Raw genomic sequence first — 18,538 nt, forward strand, 5'->3', positions numbered from 1 at the left:
CACAATAGTGTCGGTTGCCACTAACAGTTCTGTCAGTTGCTCAATGGCACCGATGGCATTCCAATGGAAACCTTGACGAACATAGCCAAGGAGCTTCCGTATGAATGGACATGACGACGAAAGTGGCTTGACCAATGTGCTGGCGGTCAGCGCTCCGGATCAAAGTGTCGCGACTTCGATATCGCAAAATTCCCTCAAACTCATATGGGGATACGGAGGCAGTGCAGGTCAACAAAACTCTACTCGTATCAAGTGGTATATCGGGCCGGAGTTTATCGATGAACTCGATGTCCCGCACCCCGCACGCAGGCACACGATTACCGGCCTCATTCCCAATACGAGCTACTTTTTTTATTTGTACGGGCTGTTGGCTGGAGAAGAGTCTTCTTTATACAGTCTCGTCAGGGCAGCGACGCTGCCCGCGTCCAATCTGCCGGAGAGCCCGACGAATCTTGTCGCCACGCCGACCACCCAAGAGATGTTCCTGACGTGGTCGGGTGTTTCCAGTGCCATCAGTTACAAGGTCAGCCATGGACTTGCTCCCAACGGGTCCGTCATCACTACCCAAGTAGTGAAGACGACCGAATACGTCATCTCCGGGCTGAACAGCGGCGTCGACTATTGGATTGAAGTTCGAGCGACCAACAATGTCGGCGACTCACCACCCGCCCGGGTCGTCAAACAGACGTTGAAGGCTCCGCCCATACCCACCAATGTGCGCGCAACACCGACGGCTTCAACGATGACCGTTGAATGGTCCGCCTCTGCGGGGGCTCAAGATTATGTCATTCGATATGGTGTTGAACCGCCCGATGGCAAGTACGTTGAGATTGCTACAACGTCGTTAAAAGAAACCATCTCCGCCTTGACCAAAAACACGCTGTATTTTTTTGAAGTCAGTAGCCGCAATGCCAACGGAGAGTCGCTGCCAGCGCGTTTGACGCAAAGGACACTGGATGGACCGCCCATACCCGGTAAGCCAAGCGACATATACTTGATTCCTTCGTTTGATCAGTTGCGCGTGTCGTGGCCAACGACTTTCGCCAAAGGATATGAAGTGGCCTATGGTTTGCGCGATCGATACCCGGATGTTATCAGCCGGCATGAAACTTCATTTCTGACCTATGAATTGAAATACCTGATGCCTGATACCGAGTATTTCATTCATGTTCGCGCCTTCAATGAAAGCGGTTTTTCCCCTCCTGCAGAAAGATTCATCCGAATGGGCCCGGACAGAACGCAACCGCGCAATCTGAGCGCTCCCGGAAGTACATACAATGAGGTCTGGTTGAAATGGGTGAAACCGGAGAATGACAACTACGTGATCGGTTATGACATCAGCTGCCCAGGACGACCGACTGTACAGACGACAGACACTGAACATATTGCCCAGGGATTGACGCCTGAACAGGCTTACGAGTTCACCATTCAGCCGCGCCGTGCTGAAGGCCTGCCCCCGGCACTTACGGCGTCCATCAGCGTGACGACTCATGACCGTGTTCCGCCTACTCGCCCGCAAAGTATCAAGCTCACGTCTTTGTCATCCGACACGGCCCGGTTGAGCTGGGCTGCATCGCAAGACAACGTGAAGGTAGCCGGATACGAGGTTCGCCGTAATGGCGGGGCCTGGATAGCGGTCACCGAGACTTCTTATCTCGACACGGGTCTGGTCGATGGCGAGACGTTCGAAGTGCGCGCGAAAGATGCGGCCGGGAATGCCTCCTTGATCGGTCACTTCAATCGTAAAATCAGCCAGCCAACGCTACCCAGTGCACCCACTAATTTTCGGGTCAAACCGGGGTTTGTTCCCGAGCTACGGTGGGATAGGCCAGAATTTCCAGCCAATCTGAAGGGGTACCACGTCACGATAACGGGCCCGCAAGGTACCGAGTTGAACTATGAAACAACCCGGGAAATCTTGAAGCCGTTATTGCTACCACTCATTCCTTACGATGTAGAGATCAGAGCGTTCAATGATGACGGCTCATCACCACCTTTGAATGGAGTGATTCCCGGCGCTGGCGCGTAAAACCCGTATCCCGTTGGACGATTCGTTCAATCGGTCCACGCACGGGCGTTCACCAGGTTGATCGGCCGCTCACCCGCCAGCGCCGCCAGCAGGTTATCCACCGCACATTTGGCCATGGCTTCCCGTGTCTCATGGGTCGCCGAGCCAATGTGCGGGGTCGCCACCACGTTGTCCAACCTCAACAGCGGCGACTCCGGGTCGAGCGGTTCACGCTCGAACACATCCAGCCCGGCAGCGCGAATCTGGCCCGCCTGCAACGCCTCGATCAGCGCTGCTTCGTCCACCACCTTGCCCCGAGAAATATTGATGAAGATTGTCTCGGGACGCATCTGCGCGAATTGTTCGGTGCCGATCAACCCTTCGGTTTCAGCGGTCAATGGCAAGGTCAGGCAAACGAAATCCGCCTCCTGCAACAGCTCGGGCAAGCTCCGATAGTGCGCGTTGAATCGCTGCTCCACCGCCGGCTTCGGCGAGTGGCTGTGGTAGATCACCGGCATGCCGAAACCAAAATGCCCGCGCTGGGCCAGGGCCTCGCCAATGCGGCCCATGCCGATGATGCCCAGGGTCTTGCCGTGCACATCGGTGCCAAAGTGTGCGGGGCCGATGTTGCGATCCCATTGACCGGCCCGAACCCTGTTCGCCAGTTCCACCACGCGCCGGGCGCTGGCCAGGATCAGGGCGAAACCGGTGTCGGCAGTGGTTTCGGTGAGTACGTCCGGGGTGTTGCTGAGCAGGATGCGGCGTTCGCTGAGGTAGTCGATGTCGTAGTTGTCGACGCCCACCGAGACGCTGGCGATGGCCTCCAGATCCGGTGCCAGGTCCAGTAATTCGGCGTCCAGTTTCAGGCTGGCGCCGAGCAAGCCGTGGGCACGGGGCAGGGCGGCGCGCAGCTTGGCCAGGCCTTGGGCATCGAGACTGTCGATCAGCGTCACCTCGGCCTGTTCCTGAAGGCGGGCCATCAGCGTCGGCGAGAGTTTCTTGTACAGCACAACCTGCTTTTTCATCGTGAGTTCTCTACTGCAATTCAGGAATGGGCGGGACGGGTCACGGCAACCGGGGGCCGCTCCCGGTCACTGGCGCCGGGCTTGAGCAAAATCGTCAGCACCACCGAGACCATCAACGCGCCGCTCATCAACAGATAGGACGCACCGGGGGAACCGGTGGAGCTGTTCAGGTAGCCGACCAGATAGGAGCCGCCAAACGAGCCGAGGGCACCCATGCTGTTGATCAGCGCCATGGCGCCACCCGCCACGTTGGCCGGGAGGATTTCCGGGATGATCGCGAAGAACGGCCCGTATGGCGCGTACATGCAGGCGCCGGCAATCACCAGCAGGGTGTAGGACCACCAGAAGTGTTCGGCGCCCAATGCGTAGGAACCGTAGAACGCAATCGATGCGATCAGCAGCGGTGGCCAGACGAAGCGTTTGCGCTTCTGCAATTTGTCCGAGCCCCAGGACACCGCCAGCATGCCGATCACCGCCGCCAGGTATGGCAGTGCCGAGAGCCAGCCGGCTTCGACCATGTCCATCTGCGCACCGGCCTTGAGGATCGACGGCAGCCACAGCACGAAACCGTAGACGCCGATGCTCCAGCAGAAAAACTGCAAGGCCAGCAGGATCACTTTCGGCGAGCGGAAGGCTTCGGCGTAGTTCTTCACCGCCTTGATGCCGACCTGTTCGGCGGCGAGGGCGCTTTCCAGGTCCTGCTTTTCCTGGTCGTTGAGCCACTTGGCTTGCGAAGGACGATCATCGGCCAGCCTCCACCAGATGAAGGCCCAAAGCACCGCCGGCAAGCCTTCGATGATGAACATCCAGCGCCAGCTGAAATGCTGCACCAGATAGCCCGAGACCACCGACATCCACAGCATGGTCACCGGGTTGCCGAGGATCAGGAAGGTGTTGGCCCGCGAGCGTTCGGCACGGGTGAACCAGTGGCACAGGTAGATCAGCATCGCCGGCATGACGGCGGCCTCGACCACGCCGAGCATGAAGCGGATGACGATCAGCCAGTAGGCGTTGGAGACGATCCCGGTCAGGGTCGCGAGGCTGCCCCAGAGGATCAGGCTGACGAAAATCAGCTTCTTGACGCTGTGCTTTTGCGCGTAGATCGCCCCGGGTACCTGGAAGAAAAAGTAGCCGAGGAAGAACAGTGCGCCGAGCAGCGACGACAGGCCCGGGGTGATCATCAGGTCGGCGGCCATGCCGGAGGCGGCGGCGAAGCCGTAGTTGGCGCGATCGAGGTACGCCAGGCTGTAGGTGATGAACACGATGGGCATGATGTACCACCAGCGGCGGGTGGCGAGGGTTGCGGTTTTCATCAGTGGTGCTCCTGAGCTTGTTGTTTTTGTCGCAGCAGGTAACGGTTCTGGATCTTCAGTGACTGTATTGGCCTCATCGCGAGCAGGCTCGCTCCTACAGGTTTTGCGCTAGGCCTGTAGGAGCAAAGCTTGCTCGCGATTGACGGCCTCGAATTCGACCGACATCTCAAGCCGGGTCGGCAACCCCTCCATGTCCCCACGGCTCTGCACCGCCCGGCTGCCAATCCAGTTGGCGCGCTTCACGGCGTCGGCAAAGCTGTGGTTCTCCAGCAGGGCGCTGATCATGCCGACCGCAAAACCATCGCCGGCACCCACGGTGTCGACCACGGTTTGCACCGGCACGCCGGCGACAAAACCCTGATCCAGATGCGTGCGGTAATAGGCGCCATGGGGACCCAGCTTGATCGCCACGGCTTCGGCGCCCTGGTCGAGGTAGAACGCGGCGATGTCGGCGGGGTCTTCGAAACCGGTGAGCAGGCGTCCTTCGCTCAAGCCCGGCAGCACCCAGTGGGCGAGGGCGGCGAGGCGGTTGATCTCGCTGCTCATCTGTTGCTGGCTGGCCCACAGGCTCGGGCGCAGGTTTGGGTCGAACGACACGCTGCGTCCGGCTTCGCGCATGCGGGTCATCAATTCAAAAGACATCTGCCGCGCCGATTCAGATAGCGCCGGGGGAATGCCGGTGGCGTGCAGATGGCGAGCGCTGAGCAGTTCGGGGGCGATCGAATGCGGCGACAAATGACTGGCCGCCGAGCCGCGCCGGAAGTACTCGACCACAGGATCGTCTCCGTCGTCAGTGCGCGACTTGAGCTGGAAACCGGTGGGATGAGCGCTGTCGACGGTGACGTTGCTGCAATCCAGGCCTTCCTTTTTCAGCGTGTCGACCACGAATCGGCCGAGGGAGTCATCACCGACCCGACTCAGCCACGCCACCTTGAACCCCAGGCGTGACAGGCCGATGGCGACGTTGCTGTCGGCTCCGGCGATGCGCTTGTGGAAGTGATCGACCTTGGCCAAGTCGCCATTGTGATCGGCGACGAGCATCGCCATGGTTTCGCCGAACGAGAGGATATCGATCTCAGACATGAGCGCTCTCCAACCGGGATTGTCCGAGGCGCGCGAGGACTGCGACATGCTCGGTGGTGAGCTGTACCAGGTCATCGCCTTGCAGCGGATATTCCGCGGCGCGCATCACGCCATGGGCCATGTGTCGCAGCAGTTGTTCCCACAGATGCAGATCGGCAGCAGCCGGCGGTATGGCGACCAGTTTGCCGTCCGCCCGGCGTGACACGGCCTTGCAGTGTACGTAGCCGACATGGCGCCCGAGCAACCGCGCGGCGCTGGCGGCGGACTGGTCCTGCCAGTGCCAGTTGCCGATATCGAAGGTCATCTTGACCGGCAGCTTGTGCTGCTCGATTTCGGTGAAAAAACGCTGGAAGGGTTCGATACGACCGCCGTGCAGGGTCTGATCGTTCTCCACCAGCAGTTGCACAGGGCTGTGGGCCAGCACCTGGGCCAACGCCTGAAGATCGTTATTGTCGGTGAAATAACCCAGGGAAACCTTCAACCACTTGGCGCCAAAGGCCTGGGCTCGTTGCAGGGCGCTCATCAACTCGGGGTTGGGTTTCGACTGGCCGGCCAGCCACAGTTCCATGGGCGAGGAGTACACACTTTCAAGCCCCTTGGCCTGCGTTGCATTGGCCAGTTGCTCGGGCGCTTCACCGCTGAGCAATTCTTCGCGCCATTCGATACGCGTGGCGCCGGCGGCGGCCAGCACATCGATGAAACTGCCCTGGCCGCGTTGGCGCACCAGATCGGCGCCGTAGCTGGAGAGGCTGATGGAAACGGCGGGTTTGTTCATTGTTTTTCTACCTCTGAAACCGGTTTCATTTTTGTTCAAAAAAAGGATTGGGTGTTTGTGGTGTTCTTTCGGGCCCCTTCGCGAGCAGGCTCGCTCCCACAGTGGATGTGTGAACACAGGACCCATGTGGGAGCGAGCCTGCTCGCGAAGGGGCCGGAACCATCACCGCAAAACTCCACGGGTAGACCCCCGCACAATCAACCGCGCCGCAAAATCCAGGGTCCGCATCGGCCCATCTTCCCCGCGCAAACGCTTGAGCAAGCACTCAAACGCCCTCGCGCCGATTTCCTCCGTCGGCTGGGCGAGAGCAGTGATGCCGCTACCCACCAACGGGTACCAATCCAGATCATCGAGGGCGATCAGGCCCACGTCGTCAAAGAGATTGCACTGGAGTTCACGCAGCGCATGGGTGCTGGCCAGCGCCGCAATCCCGTTGGCGCAGAACAGCGCCTTCGGGCCTGGGCCAGGCGTTTCCAGGAACGTTTTCAGATTCGCCGTCAGTTCGCTGCCGGTTTCGATCAGCGTTCCGCGCAGTGCCGCACGCCCGGCGATCTGCGCCTTGAAGCTGGCGACCCGCTCGATCCGCGAGCTGGTGCCGTCAAAGGGTTCGGTTACCAGCAATACATCGCGATAGCCACGTTCTTCGAGGTGGGCGAGGGCCATTTCGACGGCTGCCGGGTTATCCAGCCCGACCATATCGCTCTCAAGGTGCTCGACCTTGCGATCCACCAGCACCATCGGCATTTCCCGATGCAGTTCGTGCAGTTCATCACGGTGGTGGCCGAGGGTGTTCACGATCAGGCCTTCGATGTTGTAGGAGCGCAGCAGGGCCAGGTGCTGGCGTTCCTGCTCGTCATCGCGGTCGGTGTTGCACACCACCAGGCTGTAGCCGTGCTGACGGCAGGCGGTTTCCACGCCATGCATCACGGCAATCGAATAAGGGTTACGGATGTCGGCGACCAGCATGCCGATCAGGCGGGTTCTTCCGCGTTTCAGCCCGCGGGCCATCTGGTTCGGGCGGTAGCCCAGTTCGGCAATCGCCTGCTCGATGCGCTGGGCAATGGCATCGGAGAGCAGGGCGCGGTCTTCACCGATGAACCGCGAGACGCTGGCCTTGGACACCTTGGCGTGTTCGGCGACATCGAGCATGGTCACGCGGCTGCGCTGGGCGGCGGAGAAATCGTTCACGGGCTAAAACCTTGTTATTGGATTTATAAGGTCTGTGCGTTGCACTGAAACCGGTTTCAGAAGACACCAAAAGCTGATTCGCCGTCAAGCCCTGCGTTAGCGATTGTCCGACAATGCCCGATGGGTGGTGCTCAAACGACAACGCTCAACCACGCCGAACCCAGCAGCAACAGGGCCATGCAGCGGTTGAAGCGCTGCATCGAACGGGGCGAACGCAACCAGCGCGCCGAGCCGGCGCCGAGCAGGGCCCAGACGCCAAGGCACGGCAGCGAAATCAGGAAAAAGGCCAGCGACAAATACAGCACATGGGTCAGTCGCTGCTCGCCGCCTCCGGCGAACACGCTGACAACCGCCAACGCCATCATCCAGGTTTTCGGGTTGATCAATTGCAGGCTCGCGGCGCCCAGAAGCCCGAGGCGGGCTTGGCCGTCCGTGCCTTCGACACCCTGCGCCGGGGCGCTGAAAATCTGCCAGGCCAGATAGCTCAGCCAAGCCACGCCAATCCACTGCATCGCGGTTTGTACTGCCGGCATGGAGGCCAGCGATGCGCCCGCGCCGCTGCCTACCAGCAACACAATCAGCGCGGCGCTGGCACAGCCGCCGAAGATGATCGGTACCGCGGCCGTCAATCCGTAACGGGCACTGTTGCTCAACACCAGAATATTGGTCGGACCGGGGGTGATCGCTGCCACGAAGGCAAATAGCAGGAAGGGCAGAAACGTCGGGAAAGAGGTGAGCATCGCGGGCAAACTCCAGTGAAGATCGTTGAAGTCGATCTTCACAACCCACGGCTCAGCTGTCTGGAAGATTTGAGCAGCGTTTGCGATACAACGCGGGCGTCAAGCCATATGCCCGCACGAACCAGCGGCCCAAATGGCTCTGGTCGGCAAACCCCAACGCCATGGCCACCGCCGCCGGTTGTTCGCCACGGGCCAGCATGCGCCGGGCCGTGGCCAGGCGCAGTTGCACCAGATAGGCGTGGGGCGCCATCCCATAGGCGGCCTTGAAAGCCCGGGTCAGGCGAAAGCGGTCGACCCCGGTGGCAGCGGCCAATTGGTCAAGGCCGATGTCTTCGTGAGCGTGGGCGTGCAGGTATTCCCGAGCTTTCTGCGCCACCAGCGGCAGGCGTGGGTCTTGCGCATATCGAGCGCGCCACTGCAGGTGGCTGGTGAGGCGTTCGAGCAAGCCGTCGAGGGCGCTCTGGCGGACGATTTTCAGTTCGCCATGATGCAAGGCTTCAAACGCCAGACTGGTGGCATGGGCCAGGTGCATGTCAGCGGCGAGGGTGTTGGCGAAACTCAACTCACTGTTGTCCGGGGCATTGTCGAACACCGCGCCGAGTTCGCGCTGCAACCACTGCGGATCGATGTAGAGCATGCGGTAGGTGAAGCCGTCGTCCGTCGGTGCTTCGCCGTCATGGATATCACCCGGCTCAAGCAAGAACACCTTGCCCGGCGTGCTCTGATGCTTCGCGCGGCGACAGTTGAATTGCTGCACCCCTTGCTCGGTGACGCCCACCAGATAGCTGTCATGCCAGTGCGGGTCGTAAGCGTGGCCTTCGAAATGCGCGCGCAGGGTCTCGATGCCGGTGTCGGCGTCCTGGGCCAGGTCGATCCAGTTGTGAGAAGTCATGCTGCACCTGCGGGGCGGATTGCCCACTGATTTAACGCCCGGGGCAGGGGCGACGGCTAGAACATTTGTGCACGGCTCAGTTGAACAGCCCGGCGGCGATATTGATCGAAAACCCCAGGATCGCCGTGTTGAACAGAAAACCGATCAGCGACTGCGCCAGCACAATCTTGCGCAAATCACGGGTTGCCACGCCTACATCCGACGTTTGCACCGCTACACCGATGGTGAACGAGAAGTACAGAAAGTCCCAATAGTTCGGCGTGGTCAAACCTTCGGCAAAGCGCAACGCCGGCTCCTTGCCTTCCCAGGTGTAAAACAACCGCGCGTAATGCACGCTGAAAATCACCCCGATCAACAGCCACGAGCCGATCACCGTCAGCGCTGTGAAACCGTAGTGCAACAGCTTGCGGGTGGTTTCCAGGTCCTTGCTGCCGGCCAGTTCGAAGGTGATGGTCGCCAGACTGGCAATCGCCGCAATACACACCACGAACAGCACCAGGCCTGCGTTTTCGTCCTCGATCTCGGCGATGCGTTTGACGTCGGTGGCCTTGGAGCGCGCGGTGAGCCAGAGCATCAGGATCAGGTAGGTCCAGACCCCGACGTTCCAGCCGATGAGGATTTTGCTGATGATTGAATCGGCAGGAATCAGGATGCCGGCGGCGATACCCAGCGTCGTGGCGGCGGACAGGCGGGGGTGGGTGTGGGTGAGGTAGGGCATGGGGGCTCGCAGGGACGGGGCAATGCAAACACCTTAGCCCAGCGTTGTCGGGGTGACCATTGTCCCTTGTGGGAGCGAGCCTGCTCGCGAAGAGGGCGTCATGTTCAGCATCTTTGTTGACTGTTGCGCCGCCTTCGCGAGCAGGCTCGCTCCCACAGTAGATTTGCGTCTGGTCAGTTTCCCTTTTGCCGCTGGCGCACCAGCTTCATCACCACCACAAAAAACACCGGCACAAACACCACCGCCAAAGTCGCAGTGATCATCCCGCCAATCACCCCGGTACCGATGGCCTGCTGGCTCGCCGAGCTGGCGCCGGTGGCGATGGCCAGCGGTACCACGCCGAGGATGAATGCCAGGGAGGTCATGACGATGGGCCGTAATCGCAGGCGCGCCGCTTGCAGGGTGGCGTCGATCAGGTCGTGGCCTTCGTCGACCAGACTCTTGGCGAACTCGATGATCAGGATCGCGTTCTTCGCCGACAGACCGATGATGGTGATCAGCCCGACCTTGAAGAACACATCGTTGGGCATGCCGCGCAAGGTCACCGCCAGCACGGCACCGAGCACACCGAGCGGTACCACCAGCAATACCGAGGTCGGAATCGACCAGCTCTCATACAGCGCCGCCAGACACAGGAACACGATCAACATCGACAACCCCAGCAGGATCGGCGCCTGACTGCCGGACAAACGCTCCTGCAACGACAGGCCGGTCCATTCCTGACCCAGACCCGCCGGCCCCAGTGCCACCAAACGTTCGATTTCCGCCATGGCCTCGCCGGTGCTGTGCCCGGGTTTCGGCTCGCCGGAAATACTGATCGCCGGGTAGCCGTTGTAGCGGGTCAACTGCGCCGGGCCCAGGGTCCATTTGGCCTGGACGAAGGCGGACAGCGGGACCATTTTTCCATCGCTGTTACGCACATGCATTTTCAGCAGATCGTCCACCTGGCTGCGCTGATCGCCCTCGGCCTGGACCACCACCCGCTGCATGCGCCCCTGATTGGGAAAATCGTTGATGTAGCTCGAGCCTACAGCCGTCGACAACAGGCTGCCGATGTCGGCAAACGAGACGCCCTGGGCGTTCGCCTGTTTGCGGTCGACGATCAGCTGCACCTGCGGCGCTTCGGCCAGCGCGCTTTCGCGCACGTTCATCAGGATCGGGCTTTTCTCGGCAGCCTCCAGCAACTCGGTGCGCGCCTGCATCAGCGTGGCATGGCCGAGGCCGCCACGGTCCTGCAGGCGGAACTCGAAGCCACTGGACGTACCAAGACCGTCCACCGGCGGCGGCAGCACGGCGAAGGTCACGGCATCCTTGATCTGGCTCAGGGCAATGTTGGCGCGGTCGGCGATGGAGCTGGCCGAATCGTCGCTGCCGCGCTGCGACCAGTCTTTCAAGGTGGTAAAGGCCAAGGCCGCATTCTGTCCGTTGCCGGAGAAGCTGAAGCCGAGAATCACCGTGCTGTCACCCACGCCGGGTTCCGTGGCGTTGTGCGCTTCGATCTGCTCGACCACCTGCACCGTGCGGCTCTTGCTCGCGCCCGGTGGCAGCTGAATGTCGGTGATGGTGTAGCCCTGATCCTCCACCGGCAGGAACGAGGAGGGCAGACGGCTGAAACACAACCCAAGGCCCACCAGCAGCACACCGTAGATCAGCAAGTAGCGTCCGCTGCGTTTCAGCGCATGGGCCACCCAGCCCTGATAACGCTCGGTCAGTTGCTCGAAACGGCGGTTGAACCAGCCGAAGAACCCGGTTTTTTCGTGGTGCTCGCCTTTGGCAATGGGTTTGAGCAACGTCGCGCAGAGGGCCGGGGTCAGGGTCAGGGCGAGGAAGGCGGAGAACAGGATCGAGGTCGCCATCGACAACGAAAACTGCCGGTAGATCACACCCACCGAACCCGGCATGAACGCCATCGGAATGAACACCGCCACCAGCACCAGGGTGATGCCGATGATCGCCCCGGTGATCTGCTTCATGGCCTTGCGCGTCGCTTCCTTGGGTGTCAGGCCTTCGGTGGCCATGATCCGCTCGACGTTCTCCACCACCACGACCGCGTCGTCCACCAGGATGCCGATGGCCAGCACCATGCCGAACATGGTCAGCACGTTGATCGAGAAACCCAGGGCCAGCATGGTCGCGAACGTGCCCATCAGCGCCACCGGCACCACCAGGGTCGGGATCAGCGTGTAGCGGATGTTCTGCAGGAACAGGAACATCACCGCGAACACCAGCACCATCGCTTCAAGCAGGGTGTAGACCACTTTGGTGATCGAGACCTTGACGAAGGGCGAGGTGTCGTAGGGGATCTTGTATTCGACGTTGGCGGGGAAGTAGCGCGACAGCTCATCCATCTTCGCCCGCACCAGGGTCGCGGTGCTCAGGGCGTTGGCGCCGGGCGAGAGTTGCACGCCGACCGCGGTGGACGGTTTGCCGTTCAGGCGCGTGCCGAACTGATACTCCTGGCTGCCGATCTCCACGCGTGCCACATCGCCGATGCGTACGGTGGAGCCATCGGGATTGGCCTTGAGCACAATGTCGGCGAACTCTTCCGGCGTCGACAGCTGGCCTTTGACCAGAATGGTCGCGGTAATCTCCTGGGTGCCGCGAATCGGCAGATCGCCGATGCTGCCCGCCGAGATCTGGGAGTTCTGCGCGACGATGGCGGCGTTGATATCAGCGGGCGTGAGGTTGAATCCAATCAGCTTCCGGGGGTCGATCCAGATGCGCATCGCCCGTTCGGCGCCATACAACTGCGCCTTGCCGACGCCATCCAGGCGCTTGATTTCGTTCATTACGTTGCGCGCCAGATAATCGCTGAGCGCCACGTCGTCGAGCTTGCCGTCGCTGGAGGTCAGGGTGATCAGCAGCAGGAAACCGGCGGAGACTTTCTCCACCTGCAAGCCTTGCTGGTTCACCGCTTGGGGCAGGCGCGACTCCACGACTTTCAGGCGGTTCTGCACATCGACCTGAGCCATTTCCGGATCGGTGCCGGGCTGAAACGTGGCCTTGATCGTCGCGCTGCCGAGGCTGCTTTGTGACTCGAAGTACAACAGATGATCAGCGCCATTGAGTTCTTCCTCGATCAGGCTGACCACGCTCTCGTCCACGGTCTGCGCCGAGGCGCCGGGGTACACGGCATAGATTTCGATTTGCGGCGGCGCGACGTCGGGGTATTGCGCCACCGGCAGTTGCGGGATGGCCAGCGCGCCGGCGAGCAGGATGAACAGGGCGACCACCCAGGCGAACACCGGGCGGTCGATAAAGAACTGCGGCATAAACAAGCGTCCTGCTTATTGACCAGAAACCTGGGCAAGTGGAAGAGGTGAGTCGTCGATCTGCACTTTTTCGCCGGGCCTGGCGTGTTGCAGGCCTTCGATGACGATGCGATCGCCAGGCTTCAAGCCACCGGTGACGACCCAGCGGTCGTTCTGCACCGCACCCAGTTCGACCGGTTGCTGGCCGACCCGCTGTTCGTCGTCGAGCAACAGCACTTGCGCAATGCCGGCGCTGTCACGCTGGACCGCCCGTTGCGGCACGCTGATGCCTTGCTGGTTGACCGCTTGTTCCAGACGCACCCGCACGAAGCTGCCCGGCAGCAGGTCGAGGTCCGGGTTGGGGAATTCGCTGCGCAGGATGATCTGGCCGGTGCCCGGATCGACCGTGATGTCGCTGAACAAAAGCTTGCCCGGCAGCGGGTAGAGGCTGCCGTCATCCTGGATCAGGGTGGCCTTGGCCTGGCCCTGGCCCACTGCTTTCAACTGGCCGGTGCGGAAGGCGCGGCGCAGGTCGTTGAGTTCGCGGGTCGATTGGGTGAGGTCGGCGTGGATCGGGTTCAGTTGCTGAATCAGCGCCAGGGGTGTGCTTTCGTTCTGCCCGACCAGGGCACCCTCGGTGACCAGCGCACGACCGATGCGCCCGGAAATCGGTGCGGTGACCGTTGCGTAGCCGAGGTTGAGCCTGGCCCGCTCGACGGCGGCCTTGCTGGCGGCGACGTCGGCGGCGGTCTGGCGTGAGGTCGCCCGCGCGTTGTCGTAGTCCTGGGCGCTGATGGCTTTGTCGTCGATCAGCTGTGCGTAGCGCTGCTCCTGCAGTTTTGCCTGGAACGCATTGGCCTCGGCCTTGCGCAACGCGGCTTCGGCGCTGTCGAGGTCGGCCTTGAACGGTGCCGGGTCGATGCGAAACAGCACGTCGCCCTGTTTCACGTCGCTGCCTTCGCGGAAGCTGCGCTGCAAGACCACGCCGGCAACTCGCGCACGCACTTCGGCAATGCGCGGCGCGACGATGCGCCCGCTCAGCTCGCTGCTGATCGACAGCGGCCGGGCTTCGATGGTTTCGATGCGCACGGTGGCCAGTGGCGCCGGTTCTTCGGCGGTCGAGGCCTTGTCGCAGGCGCTCAGCGTCAATGCCAGCGCCAGGAGACTGAGCTTGGCAAGCAGATGATTTGACATGAATTACCCCAATATTGACCGACGCCATGCTACTGGCCGGCCGGGAGGGGAGCGGTGAAGCTTTGTTGGAGCTGTGTGAAATTGTGTAAGGGTTTTGCTCAGGTTTGGGTGAGGGCGTATATCCTTGGAGGCCTGTATTTTTATGCGCCTGTCAGGCCGCCATCGCGAGCAGGCTCGCTCCCACAGGGGTTCCGTGGTGCTCACAAATGGTGTGCCCACTTGAGATCCCTTGTGGGAGCGAGCCTGCTCGCGATGACGGTTTACCGGACGCCACTGCACTTTCTGGAAACACCCCATGCCCAACATCCTCCTGGTCGAAGACGACACCGCCCTCGCCGAATTGATCGCCAGTTACCTTGAACGCAACGGCTACAGCGTCAGCGTCCTTGGCCGTGGCGATCTGGTGCGCGAGCGGGCACGGGTCAGTCCGCCGGACCTGGTGATCCTCGACCTGATGCTGCCCGGCCTCGACGGCCTGCAAGTCTGTCGCTTGCTGCGGGCCGATTCGGCAACCCTGCCGATCCTCATGCTCACCGCTCGCGACGACAGTCACGACCAGGTGCTGGGCCTGGAAATGGGCGCCGACGATTACGTCACCAAGCCTTGCGAGCCCCGGGTGCTGCTGGCCCGGGTGCGGACCTTGCTGCGCCGCAGCAGCCTGAGCGAGCCGCAGACCGGTAATGACCGGATCATCATGGGCAATCTGTGCATCGACCTGTCGGAGCGCACCGTGACCTGGCGCGAGCAAGCGGTGGAGCTGTCCAGTGGTGAATACAACCTGCTGGTGGTGCTGGCCCGGCATGCCGGTGAAGTGCTGAGCCGCGACCAGATCCTGCAACGCCTGCGCGGCATTGAATTCAACGGCACCGATCGTTCGGTGGACGTGGCGATTTCCAAGCTGCGGCGCAAGTTCGACGACAGCGCCGGCGAGGCGCGCAAGATCAAGACGGTGTGGGGCAAGGGTTACCTGTTCAGCCGTTCCGAGTGGGAATACTGAGCCGATGTTCAGAATCCTCTTTCGCCTGTACCTGGTCACCATCGTTTCGTTCAGCGCCGCCATTTATCTGGTGCCGGACCTGGTGATCAAGGTCTTCCACGAGCGCTTCCTGACCTACAACCTCGATTACTCCCGTGGCCTGCAAACCCTCATGGTCAAGCAGTTCAAGGCGGTGCCGACCGAGCAGTGGCCAGCCCTGGCGGCGGAGATGGACAAGGAGTTTCATCCGCTGCACATCGTGCTCAGCGCCAACGACGATGCTGTTTTTTCCCTCGATGAGCAGCAGCGTTTGCAGCGTGGCGAGAACGTCGTGCGCATCGGCGACTGGGGCTGGCGCACCCTGGCGGTGGCACCGCTGAACGAGCGCACCGTGGTGCAAATGGTGGTGCCTCCGGACCCGACGGACGTCAGCTTGTTGTACTGGAGCATCAACGTGCTGATCGGCGCGACCATGCTCGCCTGCCTGCTGCTGTGGCTGCGCCCGCACTGGCGCGACCTAGAGCGCCTGAAAAGCGCGGCGGAACGTTTTGGCAAGGGACACCTGAGTGAGCGCACACAAATCGCTCCCAGCTCCAACATCGGCAGCCTGGCCAATGTTTTCGACACCATGGCCGGCGATATCGAGAACCTGCTCAACCAGCAGCGCGATCTGCTCAACGCGGTTTCCCACGAGCTGCGCACGCCACTGACCCGCCTGGATTTCGGCCTGGCCCTGGCGCTGTCCGATGACCTGCCGGCCACCAGTCGTGAGCGCCTCCAAGGCCTGGTGGACCACATTCGCGAACTGGATGAACTGGTGCTGGAGCTGCTGTCCTACAGTCGCCTGCAAAACCCGGCGCGGGTGCCGGAACAGGTCGAGGTGTCGCTGGATGAATTCATCGACAGCATCCTGGGCAGCGTCGACGAGGAGCAATCACCCGACATCGTCATTGACGTGCTGCTACACGGCCAGTTGGAGCGCTTCACCCTCGACCCGCGCCTGACTGCCCGTGCCCTGCAGAACCTGTTGCGCAACGCCATGCGCTACTGCGAAAAGCGCATTCAGATCGGTGTGCAGGTTTGTCCCAAGGGGTGTGAGATCTGGGTGGACGATGACGGCATCGGCATTCCCGACGACGAGCGCGAGCGGATCTTCGAACCTTTCTATCGGCTCGACCGCAGCCGCGATCGCGCCACGGGCGGGTTTGGTCTGGGGTTGGCGATCAGTCGCCGGGCGCTGGAGGCCCAGGGCGGGACGCTCACGGTTGAGGCCTCGCCGTTGGGTGGAGCGCGGTTTCGGTTGTGGCTGCCGACGCCGGTTTGAACATCTTGCCCGGCACAGGAATATGACAAACGGTAGCGCTTGCCGGAGCCCGAAGCTCAAAACCTGTCAAACCTGACAGTGGTCAGGTTCGTTGCTTGAGCGTTTCATTGTCCCCACGCAGTCAGGCTGTCGCGCCACGCACTGATGAATGGAGGATGGAGATGGGAGCGCCAACAATAACAAGAACGGGTAAAGGCACGATCAACGCGATCAGGATGGTCTGGGTCGATGCCGCGTGGACGAAGTTCGCCATGGTCACGCCCGATGATGGCTGTTCCAGGCTGGCGGTCAGGGTCGGCCCCAATCTCACGGCGGGAGGGCAGGATTTGTTCTGCGTAGGCGACAAGGTGAAATACACCCTGGTCCTGGATTACCTGGGAGAATTTCCGAAGGCGCAGGAACTTGTGAAGGTTGGCAGCACGCTGTCCTGAGGAGACCGCCTGTAAGAGCTGCCGAAGGCTGCGATCTTTTGATCTTGCTTTGGTAAATCAAAAGATCGCAGCCTGCGGCAGCTCCTACAGAACTCGGTCAGGTTTTCGATGAGCCGTTGATGGCCTCGGCCAAGTCCTGGTATTCCTCGCAGCTGGTATTGCCGCAAATCGACTTGATCTGCTGCAACTGTTCTTGAGCGAGATCCAGCTGCCCCTTGATCACATAGGCTTCGCCCAAATACTCGCGAACTTTCGCGTAGTGCGGATCGAGCTTGACCGATTGCAGGTAATACCCGATGCCTTCATCGGTACGCCCCAGCTTGCGGGTGGCGTAGCCGCGATAATTCAGGGCCTTGGCGGTGTTGGGCTCCTGCAGGGTGTCGAGCAGCGCCAGGGCCTCTTCGTAACGCCCGTCCTTGGCCAACTGATAGGCGTAGTCCGTACGGTCGGCATCCGGCACCAGCTTGCTGGTTTGCAACACGCATTTCCTGGCTTTCTTGTCGAACACCTGGCCTTTGGGGCATTGGGGTCTGGCGGGGGTGTCTTCCTCGCCATTGGCCCAGGCCTGGGAACTGGACAGGGCAACGGCAAGCAGCAGCGGGGCGGTGAACATCGAATAACGGCTATTCATGGGCAATGCTCCATGGTTGTCTGGATTGGGACATCGAACAGGCCGAAAGGTTGAGCTGCGTTGGGCAGAAAAATCTCAATAGCGCAAGGTGAACAATCATTCATTTTGTTTCTGGCGTCCAGTGTAAGGAAAGCTCAATTGGAGGGGGTATGCTCGTTTGCATCCAACGCCACGCTGGAGCTTTGCCATGAAAAGTTCTGCCATGACAGATCAGATTCACCACAGCGCCGCCGCTGGCTACAGGACCGGCGCTGATACCTACGTGCGAGGTCGCCCGGATTATCCGCCGCAGGTGGCCGCCTGGTTGACCGACACCCTGGGATTGAACGCCGACACCGCCGTCATTGACCTGGGGGCCGGCACGGGCAAGTTCACAGGCAGGCTGCTGGCCACCGGGGCGCAGGTGATCGCCGTGGAGCCGGTAGCGCAGATGCTGGAAAAACTCTCCGCAGCCTACCCTGATGTCCTGGCCGTGAACGGCACGGCGACCGACCTGCCGTTGCCCGATGAATCGGTGGACGCGGTGGTCTGCGCCCAGGCGTTTCATTGGTTCGCCAGCACGGACGCGCTTGACGAGATAGCACGGGTCCTCAAGCCCGGCGGCAGGCTGGGGCTGGTGTGGAACCTGCGGGACACCCGGGTCAGCTGGGTGCCGAAGCTGGACGCGATCGTCAATGCGCTGGAGGGCGATACGCCGCGCTATTACACCGGTGCCTGGCGCCGGGTGTTTCCGCATCCGGCGTTCGGCCCGTTGCTGGCGCAGCATTTCAGCCATGGTCATAGCGGCACGCCGGAGGATGTGATCTTCAATCGGGTGCGCTCCACCAGCTTCATCGCGGCGTTGCCGGAGGCCGAGCGGGCGAGGGTCGATGAGCGGATCAGGGCGCTGATCGAGAGCGAGCCTGAATTGCGGGGGAGGGATGAGGTGACCGTGCCTTATGAGACGGCAGTATTTGTGGCGGTGAAGGGCGACTAGATCGGTGGTTTGG

Annotated in this window: 16 protein-coding genes; 5 read left to right on the forward strand and 11 right to left on the reverse strand. The window is 61.4% G+C overall.

The features are described from left to right. The first annotated feature begins 100 nt into the window (after positions 1-100). Entirely contained in the window at positions 101-2,029 is a 1,929-nt protein-coding gene (locus ABTV29_RS13715) for a fibronectin type III domain-containing protein (protein WP_433771045.1), read from the forward strand. Between the two features lie 26 nt (positions 2,030-2,055). On the opposite strand, the gene ABTV29_RS13720 is transcribed toward ABTV29_RS13715, so the two are convergent. The 10 genes from ABTV29_RS13720 to ABTV29_RS13765 all read right to left on the reverse strand — a co-directional run bounded on the left by ABTV29_RS13720 (position 2,056) and on the right by ABTV29_RS13765 (position 14,187). Then, positions 2,056-3,033 (reverse strand): NAD(P)-dependent oxidoreductase, encoded by a 978-nt coding sequence (locus ABTV29_RS13720; protein ID WP_433771046.1) that lies wholly within the window; start codon positions 3,031-3,033, stop codon positions 2,056-2,058. 20 nt (positions 3,034-3,053) lie between these two features. Next, positions 3,054-4,346 carry an MFS transporter gene (locus ABTV29_RS13725; RefSeq protein WP_433771047.1) on the reverse strand — a complete coding sequence of 431 codons (1,293 nt, stop codon included), beginning with the start codon at positions 4,344-4,346 and terminating at the stop codon, positions 3,054-3,056. Between the two features lie 108 nt (positions 4,347-4,454). Continuing rightward, positions 4,455-5,429, reverse strand: coding sequence for a sugar kinase (locus ABTV29_RS13730; RefSeq protein ID WP_433771048.1), 975 nt, complete (start codon positions 5,427-5,429; stop codon positions 4,455-4,457). Then, a complete protein-coding gene (locus tag ABTV29_RS13735) occupies positions 5,422-6,204 on the reverse strand; it encodes a sugar phosphate isomerase/epimerase family protein (RefSeq protein ID WP_433771050.1) in 783 nt (260 codons plus the stop codon). Before ABTV29_RS13735 ends, ABTV29_RS13730 begins: the two co-directional genes overlap by 8 nt. 162 nt (positions 6,205-6,366) lie before the next feature. Next, entirely contained in the window at positions 6,367-7,392 is a 1,026-nt protein-coding gene (locus tag ABTV29_RS13740) for a LacI family DNA-binding transcriptional regulator (RefSeq protein ID WP_433771052.1), read from the reverse strand. A 131-nt stretch (positions 7,393-7,523) separates the two neighbouring features. Then, entirely contained in the window at positions 7,524-8,132 is a 609-nt protein-coding gene (locus tag ABTV29_RS13745; protein ID WP_433771053.1) for a LysE family translocator, read from the reverse strand. A gap of 52 nt (positions 8,133-8,184) precedes the next feature. Beyond that, positions 8,185-9,024 (reverse strand): AraC family ligand binding domain-containing protein, encoded by an 840-nt coding sequence (locus tag ABTV29_RS13750; RefSeq protein WP_433771055.1) that lies wholly within the window; start codon positions 9,022-9,024, stop codon positions 8,185-8,187. A 76-nt stretch (positions 9,025-9,100) separates the two neighbouring features. Beyond that, the gene (locus ABTV29_RS13755) at positions 9,101-9,742 is read right to left on the reverse strand and encodes a DUF1345 domain-containing protein (protein WP_433771057.1); all 642 of its coding nucleotides are present in this window, start codon (positions 9,740-9,742) and stop codon (positions 9,101-9,103) included. A 173-nt stretch (positions 9,743-9,915) separates the two neighbouring features. Beyond that, complete coding sequence (locus ABTV29_RS13760; protein ID WP_433771059.1) at positions 9,916-13,014, reverse strand: multidrug efflux RND transporter permease subunit; 3,099 nt, start codon at positions 13,012-13,014, stop codon at positions 9,916-9,918. A 15-nt stretch (positions 13,015-13,029) separates the two neighbouring features. After that, on the reverse strand, positions 13,030-14,187 hold the full coding sequence (locus tag ABTV29_RS13765) for an efflux RND transporter periplasmic adaptor subunit (RefSeq protein WP_433771061.1): 1,158 nt from the start codon (positions 14,185-14,187) through the stop codon (positions 13,030-13,032). Between the two features lie 295 nt (positions 14,188-14,482). Here ABTV29_RS13765 and ABTV29_RS13770 point away from each other — a divergent pair, with 295 nt between their 5' ends. The 3 genes from ABTV29_RS13770 (at position 14,483) to ABTV29_RS13780 (ending at position 16,918) form a co-directional block, all read left to right on the forward strand. Continuing rightward, positions 14,483-15,184 (forward strand): response regulator, encoded by a 702-nt coding sequence (locus ABTV29_RS13770; RefSeq protein ID WP_433771063.1) that lies wholly within the window; start codon positions 14,483-14,485, stop codon positions 15,182-15,184. Positions 15,185-15,188: 4 nt separating this feature from the next. Then, positions 15,189-16,487: an ATP-binding protein gene (locus ABTV29_RS13775; RefSeq protein WP_433771065.1), complete on the forward strand. Its 1,299-nt coding sequence runs from the start codon at positions 15,189-15,191 to the stop codon at positions 16,485-16,487. A gap of 161 nt (positions 16,488-16,648) precedes the next feature. Beyond that, positions 16,649-16,918, forward strand: coding sequence for a hypothetical protein (locus ABTV29_RS13780; RefSeq protein WP_433771067.1), 270 nt, complete (start codon positions 16,649-16,651; stop codon positions 16,916-16,918). Between the two features lie 97 nt (positions 16,919-17,015). On the opposite strand, the gene ABTV29_RS13785 is transcribed toward ABTV29_RS13780, so the two are convergent. After that, the gene (locus ABTV29_RS13785; RefSeq protein ID WP_433771069.1) at positions 17,016-17,549 is read right to left on the reverse strand and encodes a tetratricopeptide repeat protein; all 534 of its coding nucleotides are present in this window, start codon (positions 17,547-17,549) and stop codon (positions 17,016-17,018) included. Positions 17,550-17,751: 202 nt separating this feature from the next. Here ABTV29_RS13785 and ABTV29_RS13790 point away from each other — a divergent pair, with 202 nt between their 5' ends. Then, positions 17,752-18,525, forward strand: a complete 774-nt coding sequence (locus tag ABTV29_RS13790; RefSeq protein WP_433771871.1) for a methyltransferase domain-containing protein — start codon at positions 17,752-17,754, stop codon at positions 18,523-18,525. Positions 18,526-18,538: the final 13 nt, after the last annotated feature.

The organism is Pseudomonas putida (assembly GCF_050989985.1).
GTDB lineage: Bacteria > Pseudomonadota > Gammaproteobacteria > Pseudomonadales > Pseudomonadaceae > Aquipseudomonas > Aquipseudomonas putida_AI.